The 15,313-nt window shown below is 41.4% G+C and carries 14 protein-coding genes; 3 read left to right on the top strand and 11 right to left on the bottom strand.

Annotated elements, in window-relative coordinates:
* The first annotated feature begins 4 nt into the window (after nt 1–4).
* A complete protein-coding gene (locus tag ACMX2I_RS20200; protein ID WP_414958154.1) occupies nt 5–856 on the top strand; it encodes a TIGR03943 family putative permease subunit in 852 nt (283 codons plus the stop codon).
* 79 nt (nt 857–935) lie between these two features.
* On the opposite strand, the gene ACMX2I_RS20205 is transcribed toward ACMX2I_RS20200, so the two are convergent.
* The 10 genes from ACMX2I_RS20205 to ACMX2I_RS20250 all read right to left on the bottom strand — a co-directional run bounded on the left by ACMX2I_RS20205 (nt 936) and on the right by ACMX2I_RS20250 (nt 12,872).
* Nucleotides 936–1,580 carry an ABC transporter ATP-binding protein gene (locus ACMX2I_RS20205; RefSeq protein ID WP_414958155.1) on the bottom strand — a complete coding sequence of 215 codons (645 nt, stop codon included), beginning with the start codon at nt 1,578–1,580 and terminating at the stop codon, nt 936–938.
* Between the two features lie 4 nt (nt 1,581–1,584).
* On the bottom strand, nt 1,585–3,792 hold the full coding sequence (locus ACMX2I_RS20210) for a bacteriocin-associated integral membrane family protein (RefSeq protein ID WP_414958156.1): 2,208 nt from the start codon (nt 3,790–3,792) through the stop codon (nt 1,585–1,587).
* Between the two features lie 79 nt (nt 3,793–3,871).
* Nucleotides 3,872–4,258 (bottom strand): lactococcin 972 family bacteriocin, encoded by a 387-nt coding sequence (locus ACMX2I_RS20215; RefSeq protein WP_414958157.1) that lies wholly within the window; start codon nt 4,256–4,258, stop codon nt 3,872–3,874.
* 163 nt (nt 4,259–4,421) lie between these two features.
* Nucleotides 4,422–5,651 carry a proline utilization transcriptional regulator PutR gene (gene putR / locus ACMX2I_RS20220; RefSeq protein ID WP_414958158.1) on the bottom strand — a complete coding sequence of 410 codons (1,230 nt, stop codon included), beginning with the start codon at nt 5,649–5,651 and terminating at the stop codon, nt 4,422–4,424.
* Between the two features lie 155 nt (nt 5,652–5,806).
* Entirely contained in the window at nt 5,807–7,261 is a 1,455-nt protein-coding gene (gene putP / locus ACMX2I_RS20225; RefSeq protein WP_414958367.1) for a sodium/proline symporter PutP, read from the bottom strand.
* 91 nt (nt 7,262–7,352) lie between these two features.
* Entirely contained in the window at nt 7,353–8,900 is a 1,548-nt protein-coding gene (gene pruA, locus ACMX2I_RS20230) for an L-glutamate gamma-semialdehyde dehydrogenase (protein WP_394716458.1), read from the bottom strand.
* Between the two features lie 16 nt (nt 8,901–8,916).
* The gene (gene putB / locus ACMX2I_RS20235; RefSeq protein ID WP_087993185.1) at nt 8,917–9,828 is read right to left on the bottom strand and encodes a proline dehydrogenase PutB; all 912 of its coding nucleotides are present in this window, start codon (nt 9,826–9,828) and stop codon (nt 8,917–8,919) included.
* Between the two features lie 187 nt (nt 9,829–10,015).
* Nucleotides 10,016–10,798 carry a nucleotidyltransferase domain-containing protein gene (locus ACMX2I_RS20240; protein ID WP_414958368.1) on the bottom strand — a complete coding sequence of 261 codons (783 nt, stop codon included), beginning with the start codon at nt 10,796–10,798 and terminating at the stop codon, nt 10,016–10,018.
* A gap of 83 nt (nt 10,799–10,881) precedes the next feature.
* Nucleotides 10,882–11,838, bottom strand: coding sequence for a cephalosporin C deacetylase (gene cah / locus ACMX2I_RS20245; RefSeq protein ID WP_414958159.1), 957 nt, complete (start codon nt 11,836–11,838; stop codon nt 10,882–10,884).
* Between the two features lie 59 nt (nt 11,839–11,897).
* Nucleotides 11,898–12,872, bottom strand: coding sequence for a LysR family transcriptional regulator (locus ACMX2I_RS20250; RefSeq protein ID WP_414958160.1), 975 nt, complete (start codon nt 12,870–12,872; stop codon nt 11,898–11,900).
* Between the two features lie 115 nt (nt 12,873–12,987).
* Here ACMX2I_RS20250 and ACMX2I_RS20255 point away from each other — a divergent pair, with 115 nt between their 5' ends.
* A complete protein-coding gene (locus tag ACMX2I_RS20255) occupies nt 12,988–13,746 on the top strand; it encodes a class I SAM-dependent methyltransferase (RefSeq protein WP_414958161.1) in 759 nt (252 codons plus the stop codon).
* 27 nt (nt 13,747–13,773) lie between these two features.
* Here the strand turns inward: ACMX2I_RS20255 and ACMX2I_RS20260 are convergent, their stop codons facing one another.
* The gene (locus tag ACMX2I_RS20260) at nt 13,774–14,334 is read right to left on the bottom strand and encodes a shikimate kinase (RefSeq protein ID WP_087993140.1); all 561 of its coding nucleotides are present in this window, start codon (nt 14,332–14,334) and stop codon (nt 13,774–13,776) included.
* Between the two features lie 263 nt (nt 14,335–14,597).
* Here ACMX2I_RS20260 and tmrB point away from each other — a divergent pair, with 263 nt between their 5' ends.
* On the top strand, nt 14,598–15,191 hold the full coding sequence (gene tmrB / locus ACMX2I_RS20265; RefSeq protein WP_414958162.1) for a tunicamycin resistance ATP-binding TmrB: 594 nt from the start codon (nt 14,598–14,600) through the stop codon (nt 15,189–15,191).
* Nucleotides 15,192–15,313 lie beyond the last annotated feature (122 nt).

The following is a 15,313-nucleotide window of genomic DNA, read 5'->3' on the forward strand; positions in this document are numbered from 1 at the left end:
TTGGATGTTTCGACTATTGGTGCTGATGGGATTTACGTTTTTCTTTTATCATCTGCATGCCTCAGGAAATCTTACAAAATATATCAATATGAAATATTCCTATCTTTCCTTTATTGCGATCTTCCTGCTGGCCATTCTGACAGCCGTTCAAGCATATGTATTTATCAAGTCGCCTGAAAAAGGCGGGCATCACCATGATCATGATTGCGGGTGCGGCCATGATCACGAGCATGAACAAAACAAGCCATTTTATCAGCGTTATTTGATTTATGTTGTTTTTCTTTTCCCTTTAGTGTCGGGCATTTTCTTCCCGATTGCGACGCTTGACTCATCCATTGTCAAAACAAAAGGGTTCTCATTTAAGGCGATGGAGAGCGGAGACCATTACTCGCAAACACAGTATTTGCGGCCTGATGCCAGCCTTTACTACGCGCAAGACAGCTATGACAAACAGATGAAACAGCTGTTTAAGAAATATTCCAGCAAGAAAGAGATTTCGCTGACCGATGATGATTTCCTAAAAGGCATGGAAACCATATATAACTATCCTGGTGAATTTCTCGGACGGACGATTGATTTTCATGGATTTGCGTATAAAGGAAATGCGATTAACAAAAACCAGCTGTTCGTGTTGAGGTTTGGCGTCATTCACTGTATCGCTGATTCCGGCGTTTACGGGATGCTTGTGGAGTTTCCGAAGGACATCAACATCAAGGATGATGAATGGATTCATATTAAGGGCACGCTGGCCTCAGAATATTATCAGCCTTTCAAATCAACGCTGCCTGTTGTGAAAGTGACCGACTGGAACACCATTAAAAAGCCTGATGATCCTTATGTTTACAGAGGATTTTAAAAAGATTTGAGGAACCAAAGAATATTGGTTCCTCAAATCTACTTACATATTTTATATTACTTTATCTTATACATATTAATCAATTAAGATTGATCACTCGACTGCATTGATTTGACACATAAGGATCATGAGTCACTATTACTATTGTTTTATTCATCTGATTTAATTCTTTTAAAAGGGTGATAATTTCATTGCGATTATTTGCATCTAAAGATCCTGTCGGTTCATCTGCAAGAATAATATCACATGGTTTTAATATGATTCTTGCTATTGCTAATCTCTGTTGTTCGCCCCCAGAAAGCTCATGGACTTTTTGTGTTAAGGACACTTTTTGCAAACCCACTTTTTCAAGAACCTCAATCTTCAATTTTTCCTTTTCTTCTCTCTTTAACTTTTTATAAGTTAATGGGACATCTAAATTCGCACTGATACTAGCATTATCAATCAAGGCGTAATTTTGAAACAAATATGATATTTTAGAACGCAACAATTCATTGGCTCTTCCAGAACCAATTCTCGGAGCAACATCCCCAAGTATTTTAACAATCCCACCATCTGGCTTTTCGAGCATACCCATAATATTAAGTATTGTTGTTTTTCCGGAACCACTGCTACCTGTAATTGCAACCATTTCCCCTTGTTCTATAACAATGTTGACGTTTTCCAATACAACATGTTTCCCGTAAGCTTTTCTTATATTTTGTAATTCCATAAGATAACTCAATTAATTAGAAACCTCCTTTCATAACTTTAATCTTGTTTCTTCGTTCTATAATAATTAATGCAATTATCGAAGTAACCAATTCTAAAATTAAAAGAAATACAATACAAATTAATAGGTTTAAAGTTATTCCTCTTTTGACAACAATACAAGATATAAATTGAATGAGCCATAGTATGAAAAACAAGGTCATATAATCTTTATATGTTCTAAAAAAACCAATACCAAACAACCTATAGACTACAAACTTTTGTTGCTTCTTATTGAAGTATATTACAGAATTTTGCACGATAAGAAGTACCAAAGCGACAGCTAATACAGCAGCTAAAGCTAACAGTGAGCTAATTTCGCTATGCAACTCCTTGATTTCATTCAATGCATATTGATTTAAAGAGACCAAGTACTTCAAATTATCATCAAGATGATATTTTTTTAAATATGGCTCTAATATATTCATTGTCTTTTTTGAATCTCTATCATTTAATTTTATTTTAAGTGGATCTCGACTTCCATTTCCTAAAATTGTATTTCTGTCACCTACCAAGCTATTATTCTCTGTAACAACTTGTATAATAGGATCTATAATTAAATTATCCTCAGCTTTAAAAACTTCTGGGTTAAAACTAAAAATTTTCTGGTCACTAGCTGTCCAAATAATATGTATTTTAGGTTCTTTTAAATACTTTGGTACATATCTCCCTAAAAACTCTTCATCATAAGCTACTGCAGATTCTTTTCTATCTTCTTTAAAAAATTTTATTATTTTTTCTCTTTGTTGTTTATATTTCTCTGGGACAAGTAATATTAATCTTTTTTCTCTCTCATTGATTGATATTGGTTGTTTTTCTGAGTTATATACAGGAAATTGTTTTAAATAATTATCATTTACAATGATAGACCTGATTCCCTTATAGCGAGAGTTTAATCGAATAAATTCCTCTTCATATTCTCTTGTATCTATTAAGAGAGCCCCCATTTTGTTCAAAATAGGGTAAATATTATCAATGTCATTCGTAAGTTGTGGCTTTCCGTTATTAACATCCTCAATATCATGGCCTATATACAAAGGATTGAAAACCCCATAATCTTTACTAACCTTCCAATCATCTAAATGAGATTGTTTTTTTTTCACTTCACTATATTGATTTAAAGTTGAACTACCTATCACAATTATTAAGATCGAACAAACTATTTTTAAAATAGAATTAAAAATAAAGATGCTATTTGTATCTTTCTTATTCTTTATTGCTAGATTAACTTTTACCTTTCTTATATAAAAATAAGTAAGTATTGATAATGAGCCTATAATCAAATAATTAATAATTTGTTTCATGATGGTATTCATAATAAAAGAAAAGGTAGAACCAGGTAAGAAAATTGTACATATGATTGATAATAACAAGGAAAAACAAAAAGTAAATATTAATAATTTCCCTACTATTTGAAACCAAATTCTTAAATTAGAATACCCATGTAATTTTAAAACACCTATTGTTTTTGACTCATTCACGATATAATAAATAAGAAGAAACAATGTTACAATAAGAATCAAATAGTTGTACTGTTGTAATGATGAGGTAGAGATTTTCGCATAACTATCATTAACTTCTCGAGTTCGTAAAAAGTCATTTATTTCAAACGTTGAATCAAATTTTTCATTTATCTCATTAACAAATCCCTTTAAAAAATCTTCAAAAGAATACTTACCTTTAATTTCAGCATAATATGTACCGTTTACAGGAAGATAATCAAATGAGTTTTTTAGTGGTTTAATTGTTATTTCAGAAGTGATACCGAATTTTTCTATTTGTCCTATCTGATTTTTATCCTTTGATTTTTGCGTACTTATGTAAAAATTTTTAGATTGAGTATCCAACTTACTTAAAAATTTCCCTTGTGAGAGTTCAATGCCATTAAAATAGTCAGTTTGTTGCGTTAACAATACATATTTAGAAATTTCCACTTTATCGTTTGTAGAGAAATTAGTAGCCGGCCGAAAAATATTAGTTTTATATTTCTTAGAACTACTCATAATTAGTTCGATCATTTCTTTAGGGTCATTTAGTAAGGGATCATCAGGAATAGTAAAAGGTTTTCCGACAGAACTATCTAGCTGTTCCATTTCTTCAATTTGTTTATTTGCGGTTTCCCTAAAGGAAATCAAAAAGGAGAACAGTGAAGAAATCACTAGAAATAAAATCACAATTTTTCTCACAAAAAAAACTCCTTTATAAAAAGGAGAATCATCGAAAACTCTCTCTAGTTTTCGATGATATCCTTATCAAAATTTTATATTAGTAAGTTTTCCAATTGGCCTTTGTCTTAGCATCTGTTGCGCCGCCTGACAAATTGGAGTATGAGGTTGTTCCTGCTTTAGTTTTACCGCTTGAATTAGTTCTTGTCCCTAGAGCACATGATGAAGCATGGGCCTTATCTTTGTGATAATAATTTGACCAAACTTTCTTTTTAAATCCCCAATCAAAATAACCAGCTGTACCGTAATCCCAGTTTCCTCCGCCAACATCTTCATTTTCAAATGGGGTTACTTCAGAGTTTTTCAGAGGCGTATTAGTTAAATCAACCTCGCCACTTGTTGCTGCACCTGCTGCTGATGCTGCTTGTCCAGTCGATAATGCTAATGCTGCTATTAAAGCTGCACTCATGAGACCTTTTTTCACCATAACTGATCCACTCCTTCTTTTTTAATGTAGATTGAATGACAGCGCGCTCACCCGTTCAACCACAACCTAATTATCCCATATATAGATAATGGATTATAAGAAAAAATACTCTATATATATTCTATTAACAAACTGGCAGAAGAACTCTATTAAATAGTCTGTTTTATTTCATCAGCATCAAATCGAGATAGAGCTGGCATCGTGTCCTAAAATCGCTTAAATTAATCGACGTCATTTCAGTAATCTGTTTGATGCGGTAATTCAATGTATTCTGGTGAATAAACAGCTGTTCTGCTGCTGGTTTTGTTTTGCAGTTGTTGAGAAGATAGATTTCCAGCGTTTTTAGCAGCTCGGTGCTGCTTTCTTGGTCTTTCGCTTTTAATAAAGCCAAATCCTTATTCTCGTATTTTAAAAATTTATTTTTCTGTTCAATGCTTTCTAAATAACGGTAAATGCCGAGTTTTGCATATTCATATGGAATGTTTTCCTGATTGCCGGTGATTTCCGCGGCTTTGATCACTTCAAGCGCTTCTGTGTAGCTCTTGCCAAGCTTTAAAAGATGATCATATTCGTTTCCGATACCGATATAAATAGGGGTGGGAATTCTTTGAAAGTGAAAATGTGTTAACAGCTTGTTAATAAATTCAGAAGCTGCCGAGGAGACGGAGCTTTTTTGGGAAAAACTCGCTACGACGATGACAATATTTGAATCAATCGTTAAGACATGACTGACTTTATCCCGTAAATTTAGGTACGACCTGATATTTTCCTTTAAATCCTCAACCGCTTCCCCATCCCCATTCGCGGCGTGCAGGATGACAACTGAAAACATGGAAGGCAGCACGGTGTTAATCCTTTCGGCTTCCCGTTTGAGTTCCTTCTCAGAGGTAAATTGCTGATAGATCGCCCGTTTGACAAGATCTTCTGCTTTTTCTTCCTTTTCCTGTTTCAGCTTGTTCGTTTTATAAATGATTTTCCCGACATGGAAAGAGGTCTCATACAAAAAGTCGAGTTCTTCTTCCGTCAGATTTTGGTCCAGCTCCTGAACCCAGATGTAGCCCATGACATCCCCTTTGTGTTTCGCACTCACGACCACTCTCTGGTTTAACCCAATGCTTTCAATTTTATTGACGCGAAAAGGCTCAGGTTCTGTTTTCAGTTTTTCAATGACTCCATCCTTCAGAAATCTCTCAAAAATCTGAACCGGGCATTTTTTTGAAAAAATAGTCTGCTGGTTGGCAGAATCAAAATGGTTAATATAGTAAGAATTATAGGCTAACAAAAAGAAATCTGCGCTTTCCAGTATGACTGGTTTTTGCAGTTCATAACTGATGAAGTCAATCAGCTTATCAACATCTGAAAATGAAAAAACTCTCTCTAAAAGCTCTTCCATACCTTTTTCTCCTATACTTTTTTTTACTTTAATCATATCCATACGGGGTCTATTTGTATAGAAAAAAAATACGTTTGTTTCCAAAAGAAAAAAACGGCCCGTTTAAAAGGAGAAAAGAGGAAAAAGGGACAGCCCCTTCCTCCTCCTTTCGATCTTTATTGTGACATTGTATCTTGGTAGTCTTTAAACTGGTCTGCGACAGCTTGTGACGGAGCCTGCGTCAATATACTGACGATAAAGACAGATAATAGGCTCGCAGCAAAACCAGGTATGATTTCATACAGAAAATCCGAAAGACCGGCATTCGCCCAAATGATTACAGTTGCTGCTCCCACAATCATGCCGGCGAGTGCCCCCCATTTAGTCATTCGTTTCCAAAACAGACTGAGCAGTACAACCGGCCCGAATGATGCGCCGAAGCCAGCCCACGCGTAGCTAACCAATCCAAGGATCGTATTATTTTTCTCCCAAGCTAGGAATAACGCGATGACAGAAATCACAAGCACAGCCAAACGGCCCAAAAACACCAGCTCTTTATCAGAGGCTGAGCGCCTGAACATCGACTTATACAAATCTTCTACCAAAGAGCTTGATGTCACAAGCAGCTGGGAAGAAATTGTACTCATAATCGCGGCCAAAATAGCTGATATAAGAAAACCTGTGATAATCGGATGGAACAAAATATTCCCTAATTGAATAAAGATCGTCTCTGGGTCCTTCAGTGTCATGCCATTCTGATGGTAATAAGCGATTCCGCCCAAACCGGTCAGCACAGCGCCGACTGCCGACAACATCATCCAGCCCATTCCGATTCTGCGCGCTTTTTTGATCTCTTTGACAGACGTTATTGCCATAAAACGCACAATGATATGCGGCTGTCCAAAGTATCCCAAACCCCATGCAAACAAAGAAATAATGCCAAGGACGCTTGTTCCTTTGAAAATATTAAACATATCTGGATCAACAGACCGGATTTCAGTAACTGCTTCACTTGCTCCTCCCGTGTGGAAAAACGTAACGATCGGAACAAGAATGAGTGCGGCAAACATAATGATCCCCTGAACAAAATCTGTCCAGCTGACTGCCAAAAAGCCGCCAAACAAAGTATATGCCACAACAACACCAGTCACAACCCACAAGCCTGTATGATATTCCATCCCCAAAATACTGTTGAATAAAACACCGCCGGATACCATTCCAGACGAAACATAAAATGTGAAGAAGACTAAAATCACAATCCCTGAAAACAATCTAAGAAGCTTTGTTTGATCTCCGAAGCGGTTTTCTAGGAATCCGGGAATTGTGATGGAATTCCCCGCTTGTTCCGTATAGGTTCTCAGCCGCGGCGCGACGTAGAGCCAGTTCGCCCATGCTCCAAGACAAAGTCCGAACGCAATCCACACACCGCTCAGACCCGTTGAAAACATAGCGCCCGGCAGCCCCATCAGCAGCCAGCCGCTCATATCGGCAGCGCCGGCACTGAGAGCGGTTACTGCCGGACCCAAAGAGCGTCCTCCCAGCATGTAATCCGTCAGATTCGACGTACGCTTGTAAGCAAAGTAGCCGATCAGCAGCATCCCCACCATATAAATACAAATCGAAATAATCAGCTGTGTGTTTTCTATGGCACTTCCTCCTCTTTTTTATGGTATATGGATGAAATGGACATCCCCGCAGGGAGGATGCCCATTTAGTCCCGCTTTAGAACATTTCACTGATCGTTTTAGCCTGCATGTGCAGTGCCAAGTAATCCGGCCCGCCTGCTTTTGAATCCGTTCCGGACATTTTGAAGCCGCCGAACGGATGGTAGCCGACGATAGCGCCTGTACAGTTGCGGTTGAAGTACAGGTTTCCGACATGGAATTCCTGTTTCGCACGCTCGATGTTTTTGCGGTCGTTTGTAATAACAGCGCCTGTCAAACCGTACTCAGTATTGTTTGCCACTTCTAAAGCTTCATCAAAGTTTGACACTTTAGAAAATGCAACGACAGGCCCAAAAATTTCTTCCTGCATGAGTCTTGCTTGCGGATCAAGGTCAGCGAAGATCGTCGGTTTGATGAAGTATCCTTTTGAATCGTCACCAGTGCCGCCGCTTACTAAACGCCCTTCCTGTTTTCCGATCTCAATATAGCTCATAATTTTATCATAAGAACCTTGGTCAATGACAGGTCCCATATAAACATCCGCACTGTCAGGTTTTGCTGTCACTTTAGATTCCGTAATTTCAATGACACGCTTCAATACTTGATCATACACTTTTTCATGGACAACTGCACGTGAACCTGCAGAACATTTTTGTCCCGCAAAGCCGAACGCTGACTGGAAGATCGATTGTGCAGCAAGTTCAACATCTGCATCTTCACAAACGACAACTGTATCTTTTCCGCCCATTTCAGCAATCACACGTTTTAAGTGCTGCTGGCCCGGCTGGACTTTCGACGCGCGTTCGAAAATTCTCGTACCAACTTCTCTTGATCCCGTAAATGTGATAAGGCTAGTTTTCGGATGGTCAACAAGGTAGTCACCGACTTCCGCCCCGCTGCCAGGAACGAAGTTGACTACACCTTTCGGCAATCCAGACTCTTCAAGCACTTCAACGAATTTCGCAGCAATGACAGGTGTCGCGCTAGCAGGTTTAAGAACAACTGTATTTCCAGTAACGATCGGCGCCACTGTCGTGCCAGCCATGATCGCAAACAAGAAGTTCCAAGGCGGAATAACAACTGTTACACCAGTCGGCGTGTATACATATTGGTTTTTCTCGCCTTCACGGCTGTTGACAGGTTTGCCTTTTGCCAGTTCGATCATTTGGCGTGCATAATATTCCATAAAGTCGATCGCTTCAGCTGTATCAGCATCTGCCTCGTTCCATGGCTTCCCTGCCTCTTTTACAAGCAAAGCGGAGAATTCATGTTTTCTTCTGCGGACTTTGGCAGCAGCGCGGAAAAGGACAGCCGCTCTTTCTTCCGGAGACGTGTATCTCCAATCCTCGAATGCTTTCGCAGCCGCTTCAATTGCTTGCTCAGCGTGCTCTTGAGAAGCTTTTGACACTCTGCCGACGACTTCTTCTTTATCAGCCGGGTTGATCGAAACGATTTTCGCTTCTGTTTCCACTCTCTCGCCGTTAATGACAAGCGGATAGTCTTTTCCTAAATATTCGCTTACCGTCGCAAGCGCTTTTTTAAACTCTTCTACATTGTTTTGATCCTGGAAATTTGTAAATGGCTCGTGTTTGTAAGGTGTTGTCATGATAATCTCTCCTTTTTTACTTCTTTGTCATTCCTTTGAGAGCAAATGCAATGTTTGACGGACGTTCTGCAAGGCGTCTCATAAAGTAGCCGTACCAATCTTCGCCGTATGGCAGGTAGACTCTCATGTTATAACCTTCTTTTACGAGGCTGAGCTGGGTTTGCGACCGCATGCCGTACAGCATCTGAAATTCAAACTTGTCATTGGCGATGCCATTTTCTTTAGCAAGCTGCTTTGTATAGTCGATCATTTTGTCGTCATGTGTGGCAATCGCTGTATAGTGACCGTTTAAGAGCTGCTTTCGTATGATTTTTTTATAATTTTCATCGACATCGCTTTTCTCCGGGAAAGCTACTTTTTGTGATTCTTTATAAGCTCCTTTTACAAGGCGAAGGAACGGGTTTAAAGAATCCAAATCGTCAATATCACTTTCCGTCCGGTACAGATAGGCTTGCAGCACTGTGCTCACATACTCGTATTTCCTTCTGAAATCCTTGAAAACATCAAGTGTTTTCTGGCATCTGACTTCATCTTCCATGTCGATGGTGACCATGATTTTATGCTTCTCGGCCGTCTGAAGGATTTTCGTCATATTTTCATACACCAGATCCATATCTATATCGAGACCTAAAGACGTCATTTTTAAAGAAACTTGTGAGTTCAGCTGCTGATCCGCAATCGTCGCAATGGTTTGAATGCACTCTTCCGTACGCTCCCGCGCGACCTCTGCGCTGTCTACAAACTCTCCTAAATGATCGACAGTAACTGACAAGCCTTGGCTGTTAAGCTGTCGAATCGTCGGGATTGAACTGTTAAAATCATTCCCTCCGATAATTTTACCCGCTGCTACCCGGCTTCCCCAGTTCTTTGCCATTTTATTGAGAAAGCCGCTTTTGGATAAAAATAAGAAAAAATCTCTTGTGATCACTTCCAACCTCAACACCCCGCAATCTAAGAAGTATTTGTATGAGTTAATTGTAAATGGACAAAACCCACGTTCACAATATTCTCAAAATACAAAGATTCTGATTATTTTTGTGGATTTACCACAATCAGATAGTTAGAAAGTCGGGGAATCGTGTCGAATAAAGGGGAAAAGGAAGCGACAAAAAACATCAGCTTCCTCCATCCTTCCACACTTCTTCAACCGTATTCAAAAGCAAACGATTCAGTTCAGGTGTCATATCCTTTTGTTCTGCTTTCAGCGTTTTTGCTGCTTCCATGATTCTTTCGATTTCCGTTTCAATAAATTGGTGAATAACATGAATTCGCGCTTCAAGATCAAGCTCTTCGCCTCTTCTTTTCCGTTCAAGCAAGGTTTCCATTTCTGCCTTCAGCTCAGAATCAGTAACAAGTTCATTCATCAAAACAGTAAAATCCATTGGCGGAATGGTTCCGTGCTTTTCAATCCATTTGCAAGCCAAGATAGGCCGAAGCACGTAGAAATACTTTTTGATTTTGACCTCTTGCCCTTGAAGGTAATCCTTGACGTTCCTTCTCGCCATATTGATATAGTGATACACGCTTGCTTCGGGCTTAAACGCCTCCGTCCGCAGCTTTCTTAGCTGCTCTGCGGTTGTAAATGCTTCGTAATACACAATGTCTGAGGACAGCCATTCAAGGAGCGGCGGGTTTGATTTTTTGAAGAGGCGCAGCGTCTTTCTCAGCTCCCAGCCGCTGATATCCAGCAAATCGCGAATCGGTTCCTCAATGACATCACGCTCCTGCTCAATTGAAAAATACCATTCCTTTTTCGGCACATAAATAAAGCGGACATCGTAATCACTGTCCTGGGACGGGAATCCAAAGGCGCGGCTTCCTGATTCAACGGCATATACGATTTTGACTCCGTATGACTGCTCGATTCGTTTTAATTCATCAATGATCCGTTGTTTCATATCTATTCGTCTCCAGTCTGGTTTCATTCCGGCAGTTTGCAGAAAAAAACCGCCTGATGATGTGCGGCGGCTTTTCATGCTTATCAGCCTTTCAGATGCTGCTTAAAGAAAGCAAGTTTTTCCGTTTGAAAGGCAGGGATATATTCATGCCCGAAGTAGCGGTACACCTTCAGCTCTTTCTCTGTCTCCAAGTGATTGTAGGCGGCAAACACGGTGGACGGCGGGGTGACCTTGTCAATCAGGCCGATCGACATCAGGACAGACACCTTTACTCGGTCAGCAAGATTCATAATATCGAAATATGAAAGTGTCTTCATCGCCTGCTCTTCTGTTTCCGGGCTGCCATTTCTTCTGAAGAAGGAATTGATTTCAAGGTACGGCTGTTCAAGCGCCACATCAATGGCCCGTTCAAAGTTGCTTAAATAAGGATAATCGGCAGCCGCGGCTTTCGGAATGTGTGACAGAGCTGCTGCGGCAATTGTTACGCCGCCGCCTTGGCTTCCGCCTGTCACACCTATTCTTGTTTCGTCGACTTCGTCAAAACTGCTGATGACTTCAAGCGCGCGGACGGCGTCCAAATAAACGCCGCGGTAATAGTATGTATCTTTATCAAGAATGCCTTTCGTCATCCAGCCTAAAGCGTGACCATGCGGAGAAATACTCGTATCCTCGCTGCTCTGCTGCCCGCGGACAAGCATGCCGAATGCCGCGTATCCGTGAAGCGCCCAATTCACCATTTCATGAATCTCACCGTCATAGCTTGCGTTGTAGCCATGATATTTGACGATCGCCGGATGCGGGCCTTCCTTGTCAGGCACCGCGTACCATCCGGCAATGCGGGCGTTTCCAAAGCTTTTATACGTAAGGCGGTACACCTTGACTCCATCAGCAGGATAATCAACTGGCTGTAAATCAGGTGCCGCTTGGACTTTTGCAAGTTCATTCAAAGACGATTTCCAAAACTCAGAAAAATCTTTCGGTGCTGTTTTTTCAGGCTTATACGTTTGCAATTGGTCGAGCGGCATATCGAATAGTTGCATTTCCGATTATTCCCCTTTGTTTTATAAGTTTTAGTTTGTATTCTATACTACCACGTTTTCTAAATATTTTCACTTTTGTTTTCCAAACAGCCTTCATCAAACGTTTGTTTAAGATTTTCCCGGCTCATTTCCATAAAAGCCTGAGCTGTCAGACTGACATATCGGTTCTTTAAAAATACAAAGACAAGGGTTCGGGATGGCGCTGATTGAATAGATAAATAGATTACACCCGGGTCCTTATCCCTTCTGACCATATTCGGCGCCATTGTCACACCTAAGCCGTTTGCCACAAGAGATTGCGCGGTTTCGATATGGCTCGTCTTAAAGGCAGCATTCGGCTTAAAGCCGCTTTCCGCACAGAGATCGAGAACTGTCCTTCGAAAACCGAAGCCTTCTTTTAACAGAATAAAAGGCACGTGCCTCGCCATTTCAAGGGGCACGGACGGCTGGCGGCCCTCCTCTCCTTCCAGCGCTTTCTCAATCAGCGCGGTCATTTCCGGAGGCATCCACCTTTGTTTTTCCTTAGGCACCGCGAGAACAATCGGTTCCGTGAGCAAGGGTGTAATGGCAAGCCGTTCATCCTCGATCGGCAAGGACAAAACAGAAAGGTCGACCTCTCCCTTTGCCGTCATTTCCTCTAATGAAGCAGGGTCTTTTTCAACAAGCTGAACCTCTACATGAGGATAGCGCGCCAAAAACTGCTTCAGCAGAGGCGGAAAGAGATATCTCCCCGTGACAGCGGGAATCCCGATGGAAAGCTTATGCCCAAGCCCCTGCGACCGCTCCTGCATCTCCCGGAGCAAATCATCTCTGGAACGAATGATGTCCTCGGCTTTTTCAATGAAACGCCGGCCGTGGGGTGTCAGGGTAACAGAGCCGTGGGATCTGTGGAAAAGGGTAAGCCCAAGCTCAGCCTCAAGCTTTTTGATTTGCTGGCTGAGAGATGGCTGAGCGATATGAAGATGCTCCGCCGCCTTTGTAAAGCTTTGGCGCCGGGCGATTTCCGCTGCGTATTCCATCACTTTAATATCCATTTCAGCCTCCATAGGTTAAACCTATCGTTTTTATCATTTTTATATCTTGGACGAATCATAACAGAAATTGCTAACATAATCCATATCATCAAACAGAAAAAAGGAGCTGGTTGACATGACAAATGAAACGCCGTTTTCGAAAAACGCCGAGATGTATCGGGATGAGAAGGTATTTGCCGAGGGGGAAGATTTGGGTATTATGATCAAAACGGCGCAATGCCGGGCTGAGCATCGGGTGCTGGATATCGGAGCGGGTGCCGGCCATACAGCACTGGCATTTTCTCCATATGTACAGGAGTGCAACGGTGTTGATGCGACGATAGAAATGGTAGAAGTTGCATCCTCCTTTGCGCAAGAAAAAGGAACGAAAAACGTACGTTTCCGGCAAGGAAAGGCGGAGTCGCTTCCCTTCGCCGACGATTCATTTGATCTCATTACCTGCCGGTACGCGGCCCATCATTTTTCAGATCTCCGCAAAGCTGTCAGCGAAGTTGCACGTGTGCTGAAAAAGGACGGACGTTTTCTCTTGGTCGATCATTACGCGCCTGAAGATCCCATTCTTGATGAGTTTGTCAATCATTTGAACCGGCTCCGAGACCCTTCCCACGTGCGGGAAAGCTCATTATCAGAATGGCAGTCGATGTTCGCCGCTAATCAGCTGGGCTATCAAGAAGTCCAAAAGTGGAATTTGCCGATTCAATACGAAAGCTGGATCAAACGGGGCGGAACCCCTGCCGACCGAGAAAAACAGATTATCAGCCATTTACATCAAGCATCAGACGAAGCACGTGACACGTTCTGTATCAAATTGAATCAAAACGGACAGCCCGACTCCTTTTGCTTAAAAGCGATTTTGATTCAAGGTATAAAATGATAAAAAGCCGTGCGCTCCGCACGGCTTTTACATTGGCTGATAAAGGTCCCAGCCGATTTTCAATGTCTCCGCAATATAATCGGCGACCTCTTCAGGAGAAAGGTTGTCTGTTGCGACTTTTGAATTGTGTTTGTCGTAAATGGCTTTTCTTTCGTTAAACAGCTGTTCCATGTCATCCATTGAACGGTTGTGCAGCACAGGGCGGTTCTCGATCAATAAGTCCGCGCGCTGCTTCCAGTTCTCCCATGACAGGTCTAGATGAAGCACGAGACAGTTTTCCAGACAGCACGTTCTGATTTCCTCTTGTTTAAAAGACCCGCCCCCCAGAGATACGATTTTGAATCGTTTATGATGGCAAATGTCTAAAATATATTCCTTCTCCGTTTTCCGAAAAAAATCTTCACCCTTTTTCTCAAACATCTCAGGGATCGACATATTGAAATCTTTTTCAATCTCTTGGTCTATATCGATAAAATCTCTATATAATTTTTTAGCGACCAATTGGCCGATTGTCGTTTTTCCTACACCCATGAATCCGATCAGGACGATATTTCTTTCTCTTACTGGGATGGCTCGTTTAGCGTTCATCTTCGGCGAAATCCTCCTAAGGAATGAAATTTTATATTCATTATATGCTTATTTTGCGAATATTTATATAGATACCGGCTTGCCCGTCCTTTTGGCGGCGCTTTTGCCTGAATGACATTCATTGTACAACATTTCCACAGATATTTTAATACTTCGACGCAAAAAAGCATTAAAACCTCTTAAGCTCACTGCTTTTATTGTTCTGCTGACTCTTCGATCGAAGGGTCTTTTTTTGTATCATAAGTGAGAAGGGAGAAATGGAGATGATCATTTGGATAAACGGGGCTTTCGGTTCCGGAAAAACACAAACAGCCTTCGAACTGCACAGAAGGCTGAAACCGTCTTACGTGTATGATCCTGAGAAAATGGGATTTGCTATGCGCTCTATGATACCGCCGGAGATCGCGGAGGACGATTTTCAAAGCTATCCCTTATGGCGGGCATTTAATTATAGCTTGCTTGCCTCCCTGAACGATACATACCGCGGCATCATCATTGTGCCTATGACGATTGTACACCCTGAATACTTTAATGAGATCATCGGCAGGCTCAGACATGACGGCCAGACGGTTCACCACTTTACACTAATGGCTTCAAAGGAAACCTTGTTAAAACGGCTGCGCACAAGAGCAGAAGGACAAAACTCCTGGGCCGCCAAACAAATCGACCGCTGCATTGAAGGATTGTCATCACCAGTCTTTGCGGATCACCTCCAAACAGACAACATGTCGATTCAGGATGCGGCAGAAACCATTGCCGCGAAAGCCAAGCTTACATTAGACCCTGATACGAGAGGCAGCCTCCGAAGGTTCACCGACAGATTGATGGTAAAGCTGAATCATATCCGCATCAAATAAAGATCCTGCACATGACAAAAGCCCGCTCCGAGAGCGGGCTTTCCAGCGTGTCGACAAACCCTCGCATTCGTTGTCAGGCCTGCGCGTCGGTGCTCACGAATTTTAACATTCGCTGTGCTCCG

Origin of the sequence: Bacillus sp. SW14 (genome assembly GCF_047608225.1) — a bacterium.
GTDB classification, from domain to species: Bacteria; Bacillota; Bacilli; order Bacillales; family Bacillaceae; genus Bacillus; species Bacillus subtilis_G.

Bases quoted from the DNA above. Each gene is read 5' to 3' on its own strand.
- ACMX2I_RS20255 (WP_414958161.1), top strand. From the start codon at position 12,988: ATGACAAATGAAACGCCGTTTTCGAAAAACGCCGAGATGTATCGGGAT.
- pruA (WP_394716458.1), bottom strand. From the start codon at position 8,900: ATGACAACACCTTACAAACACGAGCCATTTACAAATTTCCAGGATCAA.
- ACMX2I_RS20260 (WP_087993140.1), bottom strand. From the start codon at position 14,334: ATGAACGCTAAACGAGCCATCCCAGTAAGAGAAAGAAATATCGTCCTG.
- putR (WP_414958158.1), bottom strand. From the start codon at position 5,651: ATGGAAGAGCTTTTAGAGAGAGTTTTTTCATTTTCAGATGTTGATAAG.
- ACMX2I_RS20200 (WP_414958154.1), top strand. From the start codon at position 5: ATGTTTCGACTATTGGTGCTGATGGGATTTACGTTTTTCTTTTATCAT.
- ACMX2I_RS20240 (WP_414958368.1), bottom strand. From the start codon at position 10,798: ATGAAACAACGGATCATTGATGAATTAAAACGAATCGAGCAGTCATAC.
- cah (WP_414958159.1), bottom strand. From the start codon at position 11,838: ATGCAACTATTCGATATGCCGCTCGACCAATTGCAAACGTATAAGCCT.
- tmrB (WP_414958162.1), top strand. From the start codon at position 14,598: ATGATCATTTGGATAAACGGGGCTTTCGGTTCCGGAAAAACACAAACA.
- ACMX2I_RS20215 (WP_414958157.1), bottom strand. From the start codon at position 4,258: ATGGTGAAAAAAGGTCTCATGAGTGCAGCTTTAATAGCAGCATTAGCA.
- ACMX2I_RS20250 (WP_414958160.1), bottom strand. From the start codon at position 12,872: ATGGATATTAAAGTGATGGAATACGCAGCGGAAATCGCCCGGCGCCAA.